Here is a 15,009-nt window from a genome sequence, read left to right as displayed (position 1 = left end):
ATGAAAGCTATTTTGCTTGCCGCAGGCCTTGGCACCCGCCTGCGACCAATCACAGATACTCTGCCAAAGTGCCTTGTTCCGCTCAACGGTCAACCCTTGCTGGGTTTATGGATAGATAAACTCGTTCAACTTGGGGTTGATGAGATCCTGGTTAATACCCATTACTTTAGTGAGCAGGTTGAAGCCTTTGTAGCCGCCAGCCCGTATCATGACCGCATTATCCTGAGTTACGAACCTGAATTGATGGGCACGGCAGGAACACTGGTACGCAACCGAAATTTCTGGCACAGAGAAACATGTATGGTGATCCATGCTGATAACTACTGTCAAAGCTCATTAGCGGGCATGCTTGAGGCACATAAACAACGCCAGACGCAGACCGATGCTACTTTACTTTTGTTCGAAACCCCGACGCCACGTAGCTGTGGTATTGTTAAATTGGATGAAAATCAAGTTATTCAGGAGTTTCATGAAAAGGTCGAACACCCTCCTGGCAACCTTGCCAGTGGCGCCCTCTTTATATTTTCACCTGAAGTCTATGAACGCTATTTCTCGCACCTAGAAGTGGATCGGCCCTATGAGCTTAGCCTGGATGTAGTGCCTAGTATGATTGGTAAGTTACAAGGCTGGCTGGTCGATGAGCATTACATTGATATTGGTACACCAGAAAGCTACTCAGAAGCGCAAAAGATTGCCGAAAATCAGACAATGCCACTGTTATAATGGCGCAAACTTTGCTTAACTTAAAAGAATAATCTAAGTCTAAGGATTTATAATTTATGTCATTTTGTCAAAACTGGGATCAACTTTACCGCAGTAATCAGCACATGTCCGTTTGGCCATGGAGCGAAATTGTGAGCGGAGCTCTGCGCAACACTAAGCTGCGCGAGGGCAATCCAGACTTTACTATTTTGGAAGTCGGATGTGGTGCTGGCGCAAACTTTCCCTTTTTTCTCAGTTATTGTCCCAACGTTTATGGTATTGATGGCAGCGAGTTTATTATTGGTGAGCTGAAACAAAGATTCACTAACATTTCAAATAATCTGTATGTGGGTGACTTTACACAACCCTGGCCCTTTCAAACACAGTTCGACTTAATCATCGACCGGGGCGCATCCGTACACAATCCAGCCAGTAGCATTCAGCGCTACCTAGATGAGGCTTACGATAAACTTAAGCCTGGCGGTGTATTACTGATCACTGACTGGTTTAGCACTGAGCACTCTGATTATGCTAAAGCGCCTGAGTCGGTCGATGAATATACTAAAACAGGCTACACTTGGGGACCATTTGCAGGTGTTGGAAACGTCAATTTCTTTAACGCAGACCTCATCCACCAGCTAGTATCGCGATTTGAAATTGTGTCACTCAGTCACGCTCAGTCTAGCGAGTACGGCAGCGATGGAGTACATGCTGCTTGGAGTATGGTACTGAAAAAGCCAACTCATGAAGAATAAGTTTACTCTTGAGCGTTGTGAGCTGGACCATCACTGGGACAGCTTTATCGCCACATCTCCCCATGGTAGTCCGTTTATTCATAGCCAGTTTATTGCGCTGCTGGGTGTGAAGTATCACGCCTATTATTGCTGTAAAGGCAAAGAAAAAATAGCCGCTGTGCTACTGATCGTAGATGAAAGCGAAACTCAGGTCATCGGCCACCATGATGTTATCCATGACGGCATAGCGCATCGCAATATCAGTCACCTTAATCGTGCCCAGGGCCACTCCGAGTTGTTCGCAGCGCAAGAATATATTGCCGAGTACCTCACAGAGCACTACACTCAGGTGCAGCTCAAATTGCACCCGGCCATTAAAGATATTCGTGCCTTTTTGTGGATCAATTATCATAATGACGGCCCTATGTTTGCTGCTGTGCCGCGCTATACTTCTATACTTGAACTCGATGAATTTAACACCACAGAAGTAGAACTTGAACAGTCTGATAACTACAGCAATAGCTCAGTATCAAGGCGTCAGGAGATACGCTATGGCATTAAAAAAGGAGTAACACTCCAGCCGTCACAAAACTTTGATTTGTTCGCTCAATATTATGGGTTGACCATGGCGCGTCAGGGAATTGAGGTCGATGGTAGGCAATTGTCGTCACTAGCACTAAGAATAAAAAGCTTAGCTGAACAGGGGCTGCTATGTATGTATCAAGCACAAACTCAGGACCAAAAAATCGGTAGTTTTGCGACCTATTTAATTCATCAAGATACTGCTTACTATTTTTACGGCGCAAACCACCCAGACATGCGCGATAGCCATACTGGGACGGCTGTTTTGTGGCAAGCCTTCCCGCTACTAGCGCAAAAAGGTATCTCGCGATTGGATTTAGAGGGGATTAACAGTCCGCAGAGGGGCTGGTTCAAATTGAGTTTCGGTGGCAATATCGAACCATATTTTCATATCAGGCTTGGCTAACACAGGCCGACGTTTAACTCGCGTCGGCTGCCCGCATAATTGACTCATAAGCCTCAATCAATACCTCAGCCTGACGCCAGCATTTTCCACTGAAACGACCCGAAACAACGACGTTGTCGACGCAGTTTGTCAATGTCTCGTAGTTCTGCTGATTAACGGCCTGAAACTCTGTTGTTGGAACTGGAAAAGTGTTATTGATCACTTGAGTATGACCGCTTACAAGCTTCGCTTCTGGGTCAACAATCCCCATCGCCTTGAGTTGCTTGATAATCTCCGCTTCTGTAAAGGAACTTACTTCATCAGGACTGCACAAAATCTCCGCAGATATGTGATGATGTGTGCTTCGACCAATTAAGTTTGGATATAACGTCAAACGAAAAATAGCGCAGTCTGGATCCCAAACCCAAAGATAATGGGAATTTCTATCTAGTAAAGGACGGTCAAAATTTAGGTGAAAAATCAGCGCAGTTCGCAAGGTAATTTGGCCTCTGGAAGGCGTCAGCCCCATTGCACTCAAGGCAATGAAAGGTGGAGCACTCCAGAATAAAAAGTCACACTTTAACACTCGTTCAGTATTAGCTAACACCAAGTTGGTAACCTTACTGTTGCGATGCACTATTTGTGTAACTCGCTCTGAAGTAATGATTTCTACTCCTGCTTGTTCAACCTGCTGTTGCAATTGCGTTACCCAGTAACCAATCCCCTCCCCTGTGGTTGGATAGTAGTAGGTCACCTCACTGAGGTTATCTTGCACCTTACGTTTTTGAAAGTCAGATTCACGCTGGTATCCAAGCTTAGCATCAAATGCTGGTAACTGCTTGAGGTTCGCAGTCACATCTGCAGGTAATGCGAGAATGCGTGTAAATCCAAACAGCCCCGCCGCCATTGTTAACTCCTTCAGTGGCGCATCCTTACCATAGAGCTTTTCTAAAATAGGCAGCACAATACTTTCAGTAAAAACAATGCCTAAGGAGTCTACACAATAATCGTAAATCAGGTCAGTATCCGGTAGTTCTGTACAATTGATCAGTTCACCGCAGCCACTTAAGTAAGTCTCTTTTGGTAACTTAGTCGCATCAGGAAATGGACTGTTCAAATCCCAACTACCGCCGAAGAAGTTTCCTGAGCGTAGTCTAGATATTTTATTCCAACTGCCACTATCGGCATCCGAAAACAAAATCTTATCAAGCTCTTCTATTCCAGTAGCATTAGGTATATGCGAACCCATATCGTAAGCAGCACCAGAGCTATCTTTCACGGAACAAAACAAACCACCAACGGTTTCTGCCTGTTCAATCAGTACCACATTGGTAAAGCGTCGTTTTAACAGTAAAGCTGCGACCAGACCACATATACCTCCCCCAACGACTACCGCTTGACTATTTGCCATCATGACTCCTCCCTATTAGGAGATAACATTTTTAGTAGCGCATGCCCCTCAAGTTTACTGATTGCACTTGCAAACTCCGTAACCGGTTGACTGTACTTACGTGCAATATCTATCGTGTCATGTTCCCCGTCGCTGTAGCAAAGTAACATCTTGATATGATTTAGTTCATCCAGTTGGCGGGTTCGCTCTTCACTAAAAAAGCTGAGAGTTGGGTATAAATCACGACTACCCAAATTGGGCTCACCATAAGGATGCGTGTTTTCAAACCGCGCACTTTGCTCAAAGGCTAGGAAGATCTTTTCCAGTTTGTCTATGCTATCTAATAACGGCTTGATCCCCATATATTCTTTGTTATCTAATGATGTATGGTATTCTTTGTAACCTGTGTGGAAACTGCGGCTGACGCAACAAACTGGAAACTGGAACCCAGGGGCATTATACTGACGCTCATCAGAGCCACTCAGTGGTGTGAACGGAATATTGCTATGGCCATATCCTTCTTCGCTAAGATGATAAAGCAGCTTATCTAATAACCCATTATCATTTCGACTGTGCTTAAACACTAGCTCCCGTGGACTTCCGCCCAAGCAATTCAGTACAAGCCCTGAAACTAAGTTTTGGCGGAAATGATTTTGCATTACATGTAACATCCCCAAACTTCCAATGGTCTCGGGGTGAAGCGCAAAACGATATGAGTAGCGGCGCTTTGGCCATTGCTTTATTCGATGATAAAGCCCAAGCAACACCAGAGGACCACTAAGCTCATTGTTCGCCATAGAGGGGTGACATAGATAAGAGCTAAGTAGCACTTCCTGTTTAGATTGCCCTGCAAGCAGCGTGTGCTCGATATCTAAATGACCGTCCACAAATTTGCTTTTAATTACAGCTCGATACTGACCAGCCTTTAGTTCGTCTCTACGTGTCTGGCTCAGGCAAAAGCCCCAACGCTTTTTATAATAACTAGTAACATAGGGAACAGCTTCTGGTAATTCAGGTAAGCTATACAGGTGAGGCTGGAGTTCTTCTAGCGTTAAGATCTTATCTACTGGCTCAGAATAATTAACAACTTCAAGGTTAAGCCGTTTTATGTCAGCAATACGTTCGCCGTCAGGGCCCACCAAGTAAGCCTCATCACAGTGCCACTCCTGAGGGACCTGCCAGTCAAATAAAGCAGTACCAGTTGGAATAGATAGTCTCTCCAATGGCATATATCGTCCAAAAATGTCGTAACTTTGTCTGAGCCCAGGTCCGGTGATCGACCTTAAGATTGGAAACAACTCGTCATAAAGGTCACTGTAAAATTGCTCACTTTCTTCGTAGTGCACTACTGCAACTCCTTTCCTAGATCACATTTTTCAGTGTAATGTTCACAAAAATGAGTATAAATTTCCTTGATATAACTCATCCAAAGCTGATTCAGCCTTTCATATTGTGCTAAGCAAAAAGTTTCATCTTCGTATGTATAAAGTAAGGTTATCATCGGACAGTGATAATACAGTAGCGACCCTTTTACCAAATGAAATAGGTGTCCCAGAATAGAGTCTCGATATGCAAACAAATAGCGTGATTGACGCCTTAGCTGATCCGCTGCTTCTTGCCTGGACTTCACGGGTTCTGACGCTATCTCACAAATATGCAAAACAAGTTCATTAAGGCTATCTAGTGCAATAAATTCATCACTTACATCATCAAGGTTAAATACATCAAAGCAATCAGACTTAATTAACTCTACAGTTTCAGTAATATCATAATCTTCTTCAATATCGAGTAAGTCATCTGCTTTTACTGGTAGTGCCTTTTCAATTTTAGCGCCGCTCCCGATATTTAAACATGTATTGACGTCATAATAATTAAGCAGCTTTTCAAGTTGGGCATGAGCGATCATAAATAGATCGTTTGATACAACAATGCCACCGAGATTACCGTCTAAAGTGTGGCCTTGTATCTCTAAGTGGCCCAACCCCAACGATTCATCATCGTCATTACTAGGTCTGTAAATACTGTCTTTACTGTGATGAGCACCTCTAGGGTCTTTTCCATTATCAACGCCAAATAGGTACACATTTCTAAACCCTAAATACAAGGCAAATGATAAAGCGGTATTCGCAACAACTGGATTACTATACGGGATTTTTGGCAAAGTCTGTGACATATAACGCAATGCGATAATGTCCATCATCGAAGTACCAGCCTCAGAGCCTTTCGCAGCGATGCCAGCCCATTTGTATCTTTTATTTGTATCTGGGTATAAGGTGCTTAACCCGATTAGATTGGTATTTTGATAAACCTCTGGTGGAACAATATCACCAAAGATTTTGTAATTTGAATATGGCCTTTCTACTAAAACGTGGAAATCAACCGGGATCCCCTTTCTGTACAAAGTGGCGATCGATGTGCCTGCAGCAATTACAATTGCTTTTTTGTGATTGCGCTTAATAAAGTCTTCAGCTTCATCTAACGAAGGACCATTGCCTATAATGAAAACAGGTGTGTCTTTATTTAAGCTTGTGCTTGCTTTGGTAAGCCATGCCGCTTTGTTTCTAACATGGTGAATGCTGTGAGCTAATCCTGTCACGGCGTCATTGTAAAACCCGTGTCCAAACTGAAAGCGGAAATAATCCTTCGCCCATTGTTGAATAAGCACATTCAATCGTGCATCTGGTGTGTGCTGATAACAAAAGCTTCTAACAAGAGCAAATGCACCAACATCTTCAGCTATTTTTTCAATGTCTCGGATAAACGTACTATGGTCAACTCCCAAGTGAAAAAATAAGCATCCACCCTGCTCGTCAATATCTGAAATAATCTGGTACCAGTCGGTACAAAATAGGCTCGCAAAAAACTGCTCAAAGTCGGGCTCTATTAGGAAAGTATAATCAAACTGAGTCCGTTCAAACAATAATGGGATGTGATACCCCAAACCAATACCAAAAATAATTGCTGTTGGGAAATGTTCAGGTAAATTAGTTAGTTTTTCTTCGCCTTGGTTTCGAATATCAACCATCAAATTAGTCAGTTCGGTCATATAACGGACATGCAGGCGATCATCTTCTTGATTTTGACCGTAACCGGTATAATCAGTAAGACTTAGTACAGGTTTACTGAGCTGCTTCTCAACTTGAGTTTGGGTTTGTTCTATCGGTGACTGAGAATAAATTGGCGCTGTACAGCCCTTTGGAATAAAGTTACCATGCCCTGATGCAGTCACGTGCAGACAAAAGTCTTCACGAACATGATACTCCTTGATGGTCTGTGCAATACTGGGGAAATATTTTTCGAAACTTTTTAAATTTTGATTAAAACGTTCGTTAGCTTCTTCAGCAAACTTGGCTTCTTTAGCCTGATGAGCAACGGTATCCGAAAGTTGCTCACTCAGAGACTCTAATTGTTGTGATAAGGGGTCTTTGTTCATAAATTTGCCAGTGTCGTATTAAATATTTTTATACGCTTTGATCTTTTTTTTATTGCCAATAACTTGTGATAGTTCTTTTGCAACAGCGCTTTTTTCCTGCTGCAACTGGCTCATTATTGATTGGACTTGATTGAATATGACTAAAGCCGATTGTTGAGCTTGTTCTGAATCAGCTAACACTTCAGCTGTTAATGTTGTCCGGAGCTGTTTGTCTATCTGAATGAAAAGACATTGAGCCTCTTCCAACTCACCTGCCTGACAAGCAGCATCCAGCTTATTAAGGATTGCTTCTATGTGAGCTAACTCAGCCGACATTAGCATCCGCGCCGTTAGCATCCAGTGTCTGCTTGCGTACATCAATTGGAATCGCGTCCCAAGCAGACTTGATTTCCTTCAGCAAATTCGATACTTCATCAACTATAGCAGGATCATTTTGCATGCTAGCATCTAACAACCTGTCTAACATGTATGAATAAAGGGCATACAGATTCTCTGTTACTTCGCCACCAACTTCAAAGTCTAAGCTTCCACGAAGTGCTTCAATGATGGCTGAAGCCTTAGAAATATGTTCTGCTTTGGCTTCGAGATGACGCTTTTCAATAGATACCTTCGCAAGTACCATTTTTTCAACGGCACCAGCCATCAACATTTGAATTATTTCATAACGGTCTGCACCTGCAACTCTCGTTTTCAATGCTTCTCTTTGGTAATTTTTGACTCGGGCGTTATACATATCACATGCCTCTTAGTTTACTTAGATTTAGTGAAGCCAGGTAAATTTGCTAATTGAGCACCTAAATAGGACTGTGTTTGCTGCATTTGAGCAATCAACACGTCTAGACCAGCATATTTTTGACGTAACCCTTCTTCCATCGATTTCATTCGATATTCATGATTCAGGACGTCATCTTCTAAATCATCTAACTGGCTATTTAAGCTCGTCTCACGTTGCTTCAATATGCCTTTAGAATCGACGTAATTACCTAGCAACTCTTCAAGTTGTTTAGCTACACCGTTATCACCTGCAAAAGCCTTGCCAATATCATCGTAGTTATCGTCCATAGCTTCATTAAGACTTCTTACCAGTGAAGATTTTTCAAGATATCCATCTTTTTTAACGCCGAGGCCAATATCAAAAATGGAACCAAATGGACCTGCGTCTGTAAGCTCTGACGATAGAGTCGATATCATCTGGTCGCTCAATGTCCTCATTGAGGAGTCACCGTTTAACGGTCTACCAACTCGAGTGTGAAGGCCAATAGTGCCAATCAAATTATTATAATTTGCAATAAACTCGTCAATCATTTTGCTAATAGATTCACGATCGTAATCAATATTTAATTTAGCTGTCGCATAACCATCAGTATCGTTACCTTCACTAACTTCAAGGGCTCTAATCGTCATGTCTTGCACCGCATCCTTGAATGTGTTGCTATCACTCGTCACTTCAAGGCCATCAACAGTAATAATTGCGTTTTGCGCAGCTTGAACTGTTGTCATTCCACCAGCACCACCACCAGATGCAGTTGTGCTGATTGCATCAAGCTCTGCAGTATCCGAAGTTATCGTTAAGTCGTTATTGTCGCCGGTGACATTAGAAGTAAGTACAAGCTTAGAACCAACATTACCCGTATTCACGATATTCGCGGTTACCCCGAAATTAGACTCAGAAGAGTTTATTGCGTCTCTAAGCTCAGCAAGTGTCATTCCCGCTGTCACATCTAAATCAAATGACTTATCTGGCCCAGCTCCGAACGAAAGTGTACCTCCGGATGCACTAACGACCGCATCAGTCGATGCAAATGCGTCGTCTGCTGAAATGATTCGGCTACCCTCTGCCAATTGTTTGACGGCAACTTTAAAGTTTCCTACGGATATATCTGATGTTGGAGTAACGCTGATTATATCTCCGCCACTAGGTTGGGTAATGTTTGCTACTCGCTTACCAAAGTTGTCAGGATCTGCAAGCTTCGCCATCGTATCTTTGAGTTTAGAGATTGCTGACTTTAACTCACCAACCGCAGATAACTCCACTTTTAAAGAGTCTTCTTTTTTGGCAAACGCTTGTAACTTAGGAACATTTTCAGCATCAATTGTCGCTTTAATGATGCTTTCTAAGTCAAGCCCCGAGCCTATACCCGCAGATGTAATTAATGGCATACAACCTCCAACCCAATATTAAGCTGTTTTATCAAACAGCAATCCTCTACTTGACACCTTATCGGCAAACTCTTCGAGAGCTTTAGCCATTTCACGAAACTCCTCGGAAGGAATTTCCCGTATTACTTCATCATTGTTCGTATCGATCACCTTTACAACGGGAGGATCTCCACGTTCGTCAAACTCGAAAGACAAATTAGTTGCTGTAACAGGAATAAACTGATTCAGCTTTTCTAAGTTGCTTTTAATTTCTTCCAAAATGTCAGGCTTTACAGCACCTTGTTCCTCGCTTTGCTTCGTACTAGATTCTGTTTTGCTAGTAGACTCAACCGCACGAGTCGTCTCAGCAGAAGATGCCGTCCTAATTAATTCTTCTGGTTTTGTATGATTGACGAATCCATTTGGTGTAGACGCTTGAACTTCTTTCACAACACACCTCCAAACCTTTTACCGTAAAGTATACGCCAAGTTTGAGAATTATTCACAAACCTGACGCTACAATACTAATCAATTAACCTAGTAGCGATAAAGCTACTTGCGGTCTTTGATTCGCTTGGCTCAAGATAGAACTACTTGCTTGTTGCAAAATCTGCATCTTAGTCAAGTTTGCAGTCTCTTGTGCGAAGTCTGTATCTTGGATCCGAGAACGTGCAGCCGTTAAGTTTTCAGCAACATTCGATTGGTTACGAATAGTTGATTGGAATCGGTTTTGAACCGCACCCAGCTCTGCGCGTTTCTTATCAACTACCGCAATCAAGTTATCCATACCAGCTAATACAGCCTGGGCATTCGCTTGCGAAGATACAGAAATACCAGCCGCCGTGAATACATTTGAGAAGACTTTCGCATCTGCTTCGGTACCAATCGTGGTACTAATTGTACCTGTAGTCGCACTGAGTGCCACACCAGTTACACCACTTGCGATGCCTGCGATACCAGACAGTGTGAAGCCGCCATCCGCTTGTAAATCGTTTGCAGTACCTGCTACGTTTTGCATACTAAAGCCGATAGTTTGAACTGCATCGGCACCGACTTGGAAGTTCGCATCATAACTGCCATCAAGCAAGTTTTGACCACCGAATGTCGTATCCGCAGCGACACGGTTTACTTCTTCAGCTAATGAACGAATTTCCTCTTGTAGTGCAAGCCTATCTTCATCCGTATTCGAACCGTTCGAAGCCTGCTGAGCAAGCGTTCTAATACGCTGGAACATCTGAGTGGTTTCATCCAGTGCACCTTCGGCTGTTTGCGCTAATGAAATACCGTCGTTGGCGTTTCTCATGCCCTGATTCAGACCATTGATCTGACCATTTAGACGGTTTGTGATTTGCATACCTGCAGCATCATCTTTTGCGCTGTTAATGCGCAAACCTGACGACAAGCGTTGAAAGGATGTATCTAACGCACCTGAGGATTTATTTAGTTGCCGCTGTGCGTTCAATGAACTCACATTGGTATTTACATATAAAGCCATAATAGCCTCCGCTTTATCAACATAACTCGCTGGAGCGGGATACCCCTACCCTGCTACCAACGATGAATAAGAGTCCTAAATTTATAGTTCTCTAATTCTGCTATCGGCTGCTAAAGCGAAAGCTTGAGCTTTATTTGTAATTTTTTTATTTTTTATTCATTTCTAGCCCTGAAGTAGGCTCAGTGCCGCTTGTGGACGCTGATTTGCCTGACCGAGAATCGTCTGACTTGCTTGCTGTAATATCTGATTCTTAGTTAATTTGGCTGTTTCTAGTGCAAAGTCAGCATCTTTAATTCGCGATTTTGCTGCCGACAAGTTTTCAGAAATATTAGCTTGGTTCCGTATTGTTGACTGGAATCGGTTTTGTACAGCACCCAACTCTGCACGCTTTTTATCAACTACCGCAATCAGCGCATCCATACCTGCCATAACAGCTTGTGCATTGGCCTGTGAAGAAACCGAGATCCCTCCTGCTGTGAAAACATTTGAGAACACTTTGGCATCAGCCTCAGTACCAATATTTGTACTAATCGTAGCAGTTGTTGCACTTAATGCAGCGCCAGAAACACCACTAGCTACCCCTGCAATCCCAGAAAGTGTAAAGCCACCATTGTCAGCCAAACTATTTGCTGTCGCACCTACATATTGCATGCTAAACCCAATAGTTTGAACCGCATCACCACCAACTTGGAAATTAGCAGCATAAGAACCGTCAAGTAAGTTCTGTCCACCAAAAGTGGTATCAGACGCTACCCTATTAACCTCAGAGGCTAACTGTCTAATTTCTTCTTGAATGGCTAAGCGATCTTCATCAGTGTTAGAACCATTCGCTGCCTGTTGAGATAGGGTACGGATACGTTGGAACATAGAAGTGATTTCATCCATTGCCCCTTCAGCGGTCTGAGCCAATGAAATTCCGTCATTGGCGTTTCGGTTCCCTTGGGTTAAACCTAAAATTTGAGATTGTAATCGATCGGAGATTTGTAACCCGGCCGCATCGTCAGCCGCACTATTAATACGCATACCAGATGACAAACGTTTGAAAGATGTATCTAGTTCATTGCCCGAGTTAGTTAGCTGTCTCTGTGCATTAATAGCACTAACATTTGTATTTACATATAAAGCCATAATTCACTCTCTTTTTGTCAAATCAATATCTAATTGATAGATAGTTAAATGACAAAGCGGCACTTATGCATCGGGTATTCAACCAACTAAGGCAACCAATTGCCACTTTGACGCCAGAATTTACTGTAACTAGTAGTAAGCAAATAGCAGGCCAAAAATCCAAAGCTATGATTAAATAACACAGGGAACTTAAACATAGGTATTAAATACTTTGTTTATCGAGGAACGGCTAACTAGCATTTCGGCATCTAGCCGCGGCTTTTTTGATGGGTGGAGAGGCTTCAGCTCAAAGTGTAGGGAAATAAAAAGAGGCCAGTTGGCCTCTTTAGATAAATTTGAGAGTGAGTGTCATTTTTCTAGCATAAAGTTGGCATACTTAATGCTTTAGTTAACGTGTTCATTGTTTTAATGAACGCTATTGGATTTAAGCACCTCCGCTTTATCATCCAATTCGGTGCCTAAGCAAATACCCCATTCGGCTTAGGCACCTTTACCTTCCAACTGTTATCCTAGAAGACTTAAAGCAGCCTGAGGACGTTGGTTAGCCTGACTTAGGATTGTTTGGCTAGCTTGTTGAAGGATTTGCATTTTAGTTAAGCTTGCAGTTTCCTGAGCGAAGTCAGTATCTTTGATACGTGATTTCGCAGCCGACAAGTTCTCAGAGATATTTGCTTGGTTACGAATCGTTGATTGGAATCGGTTTTGAACCGCACCTAACTCTGCACGTTTCTTATCAACTACCGCAATCAAGTTATCCATACCAGCTAGTACAGCCTGAGCATTCGCTTGCGAAGATACTGAGATGCCGCCAGCTGTGAATACATCTGAGAATACTTTTGCATCAGCTTCAGTACCAATGTTTGTACTAATAGTTCCTGTTGTTGCACTTAGTGCTACACCTGTTACTCCACTTGCGATACCCGCGATACCTGACAGTGTAAAACCGCCGTTTGCCTGCATATCATTTGCTGTACCAGCAACATTCTGCATACTGAAACCGATAGTTTGTACCGCATCAGCACCTACCTGAAAGTTTGCTGAGTAACTGCCATCCAGTAAGTTTTGACCACCAAAAGTTGTATCTGCAGCAACTCGATTCACCTCGTCTGACAGTGAACGGATCTCTTCTTGAATCGCCAAACGATCTTCGTCTGTATTTGAGCCGTTTGATGCTTGTTGTGCCAGTGTACGAATACGCTGGAACATTGAGGTTACTTCATCCATCGCACCTTCGGCTGTTTGCGCTAGTGAAATGCCGTCGTTCGCGTTTCGGTTACCTTGGTTTAGACCATTGATTTGTGAACTCAAACGGTCAGAAATCTGTAGGCCTGCAGCATCATCAGCAGCGCTGTTGATACGAAAACCTGATGATAGACGTTTGAATGATGTATCTAGTGAATTACCAGATTGCATTAATTGTCTTTGTGCGTTCAATGAACTTACGTTAGTATTTACATAAAGTGCCATGATGGTTCTCCCACTTTAAATCGAGTCTTTCACTCTCAAACTTAGATTCTTTTCCAACCTTTGAATGTTTTTCACTCTCCGGCTTGGTTAATTAAGTTATCGGTCGGCAAAAAATTTCCTTTAGTATTTTTTTTAAAAAAAAATTATCGTCATGATTTCTATATGCTTTTATTGTTGCTCAAACAAATATGGCAAAGTTTTGACGCACCTAGGTTACGGTCAGGTAATTATATAAAACTGTATTATTATTCAGCTTGTTACGAGGAAAAGTTGAGTTTAGAGCGGTGTGAGAGTAAACGGCCCGTAAAGGCCGTCTTTTAACGAATATAGTCTAATAGAGAAAGGTTAGTTAGGCGGCCAAATGTTGCCTGAGAGGCCTGCAACGCAGTTTCATGCTTGGTGAGTTCTGAAATCGCAGAATAAAAATCGACTTCTATTAAAGCCGCTTTATTTGCCTTATTATCTACGTCCAAGTCTGAATTTGCATCAGATACAAGCTTAGCAGCATTTAACCTACCACCAAGCCCCGCTTGTCCTTGCGATATCTTGATTTTGGCATTGTCTAGTCCAGAGATCCCATCTGCAAGTACCTGTTTGTAATCATCGCCCGTAATACTGGGGTCTCTTAATGACGTAATCATAGATTCTAATGTATTTAGAATGTTTTCCTTCTGGGGCTTTTCTAAATCAAAACTGATTTGACCAGAACCGGCACCCTCATATTTAAATTCCATACCTGCTACTTTGACCGAATTACCTTCAAAGCTACCTGTTGAAATAACCGTTCCCCCCTGCTCAAGCTGGTAAGTATTTGGCGTACCCGCTGTCACTACTAAGTCAAAGGTGTTTGCACCTGCAGGCGCACTTGGATCGGCGTTGTAATTTGCTTTATGAAACTTATCAAACACAGCTTGCTCATCTACATAAACCGATGCAGAAGTAATTCCACCAGAAACCACACCTGTATTTGAAGTAATATTCAGTCGCTTCTCTGCACTTTCAAATACATCAAAACCGTTATCACTTGAGCGTATTTCAACCCCTTCAGAAACTTTTATTTTATGCTGTCCTTGGTCACCGTTATATACGTACTTTCCAGTGGCAGAATCAAAGCTGTAGGTTTGCGTATTATCTTGGTAGCCGGAAAATATAAACTTACCATCCTCACTTTTTGAGTTCATTAAATCCAAAATAGTATCCTGAATGGACTCGAGCTCATCAGCAATCGCTTCACGGTCAACGTCAGATAACCCACCGTTACCTGCCTGTATCGACTTCGCATAAGCGCTATCAATGGCCGTTTTAATATTTTCTAGTACTGATTCTTGAGTATCTAATCTCGAAGACAACATAGTCAGGTTCTTGGTAAACTGATCGTTTGCTTGGATCCTGTCATCAAAAAGCATGGCTCTAGCAGTCGCTGAAGCATCATCAGAAGCACTCAATACCCGCTTTTGCGTGTTCAGCTGCTGTGTTGCTTTATTCACGTCCTGCTGATTACGCAAAATAGAATTAAGATTAGAATTAAAAATTTGATTTTGAGATAAACGCATA

General features: G+C 42.5%; 14 protein-coding genes. 3 read left to right on the top strand and 11 right to left on the bottom strand.

Annotated features, from left to right (window positions below):
* From NO992_RS01820 to NO992_RS01810, 3 genes are read left to right on the top strand one after another with little or no spacing between them, the layout of a single operon-like run.
* Complete coding sequence (locus NO992_RS01820) at positions 1–723, top strand: NDP-sugar synthase (protein ID WP_371373902.1); 723 nt, start codon at positions 1–3, stop codon at positions 721–723.
* Positions 724–779: 56 nt separating this feature from the next.
* Positions 780–1,457 (top strand): class I SAM-dependent methyltransferase, encoded by a 678-nt coding sequence (locus tag NO992_RS01815; protein WP_235368074.1) that lies wholly within the window; start codon positions 780–782, stop codon positions 1,455–1,457.
* The gene (locus NO992_RS01810) at positions 1,447–2,424 is read left to right on the top strand and encodes a GNAT family N-acetyltransferase (RefSeq protein WP_017218076.1); all 978 of its coding nucleotides are present in this window, start codon (positions 1,447–1,449) and stop codon (positions 2,422–2,424) included. Before NO992_RS01815 ends, NO992_RS01810 begins: the two co-directional genes overlap by 11 nt.
* 13 nt (positions 2,425–2,437) lie before the next feature.
* On the opposite strand, the gene NO992_RS01805 is transcribed toward NO992_RS01810, so the two are convergent.
* From NO992_RS01805 to flgL, 11 genes are all read right to left on the bottom strand, one after another.
* The gene (locus NO992_RS01805; RefSeq protein ID WP_371373898.1) at positions 2,438–3,817 is read right to left on the bottom strand and encodes an NAD(P)-binding protein; all 1,380 of its coding nucleotides are present in this window, start codon (positions 3,815–3,817) and stop codon (positions 2,438–2,440) included.
* Entirely contained in the window at positions 3,814–5,139 is a 1,326-nt protein-coding gene (locus tag NO992_RS01800; protein WP_010369239.1) for a DUF4910 domain-containing protein, read from the bottom strand. Before NO992_RS01800 ends, NO992_RS01805 begins: the two co-directional genes overlap by 4 nt.
* Complete coding sequence (locus NO992_RS01795; RefSeq protein WP_371373895.1) at positions 5,139–7,226, bottom strand: 6-hydroxymethylpterin diphosphokinase MptE-like protein; 2,088 nt, start codon at positions 7,224–7,226, stop codon at positions 5,139–5,141. Before NO992_RS01795 ends, NO992_RS01800 begins: the two co-directional genes overlap by 1 nt.
* An 18-nt stretch (positions 7,227–7,244) precedes the next feature.
* Positions 7,245–7,541 (bottom strand): hypothetical protein, encoded by a 297-nt coding sequence (locus NO992_RS01790; RefSeq protein ID WP_371373892.1) that lies wholly within the window; start codon positions 7,539–7,541, stop codon positions 7,245–7,247.
* Positions 7,531–7,959 (bottom strand): flagellar export chaperone FliS, encoded by a 429-nt coding sequence (gene fliS, locus NO992_RS01785; protein WP_010369245.1) that lies wholly within the window; start codon positions 7,957–7,959, stop codon positions 7,531–7,533. The genes NO992_RS01790 and fliS overlap by 11 nt, the downstream gene beginning before the upstream one ends.
* 17 nt (positions 7,960–7,976) lie before the next feature.
* Positions 7,977–9,386: a flagellar filament capping protein FliD gene (fliD, locus tag NO992_RS01780; protein ID WP_010606312.1), complete on the bottom strand. Its 1,410-nt coding sequence runs from the start codon at positions 9,384–9,386 to the stop codon at positions 7,977–7,979.
* 18 nt (positions 9,387–9,404) lie between these two features.
* Positions 9,405–9,815: a flagellar protein FlaG gene (locus NO992_RS01775; protein WP_010369249.1), complete on the bottom strand. Its 411-nt coding sequence runs from the start codon at positions 9,813–9,815 to the stop codon at positions 9,405–9,407.
* Positions 9,816–9,897: 82 nt separating this feature from the next.
* A complete protein-coding gene (locus tag NO992_RS01770; RefSeq protein ID WP_017218082.1) occupies positions 9,898–10,860 on the bottom strand; it encodes a flagellin in 963 nt (320 codons plus the stop codon).
* 162 nt (positions 10,861–11,022) lie between these two features.
* On the bottom strand, positions 11,023–11,988 hold the full coding sequence (locus NO992_RS01765) for a flagellin (protein ID WP_010369253.1): 966 nt from the start codon (positions 11,986–11,988) through the stop codon (positions 11,023–11,025).
* A 504-nt stretch (positions 11,989–12,492) separates the two neighbouring features.
* A complete protein-coding gene (locus NO992_RS01760) occupies positions 12,493–13,455 on the bottom strand; it encodes a flagellin (RefSeq protein WP_371373886.1) in 963 nt (320 codons plus the stop codon).
* Positions 13,456–13,772: 317 nt separating this feature from the next.
* Positions 13,773–15,008: a flagellar hook-associated protein FlgL gene (gene flgL, locus NO992_RS01755; protein WP_102056459.1), complete on the bottom strand. Its 1,236-nt coding sequence runs from the start codon at positions 15,006–15,008 to the stop codon at positions 13,773–13,775.
* Between the last annotated feature and the right edge of the window lies 1 nt (position 15,009).

The sequence above is a fragment of the Pseudoalteromonas sp. DY56-GL79 genome (assembly GCF_041414765.1).
GTDB lineage: Bacteria > Pseudomonadota > Gammaproteobacteria > Enterobacterales > Alteromonadaceae > Pseudoalteromonas > Pseudoalteromonas piscicida.
Note: the sequence above shows the minus strand (reverse complement) of the source record. Positions and strands in the feature narration are given on the sequence as shown.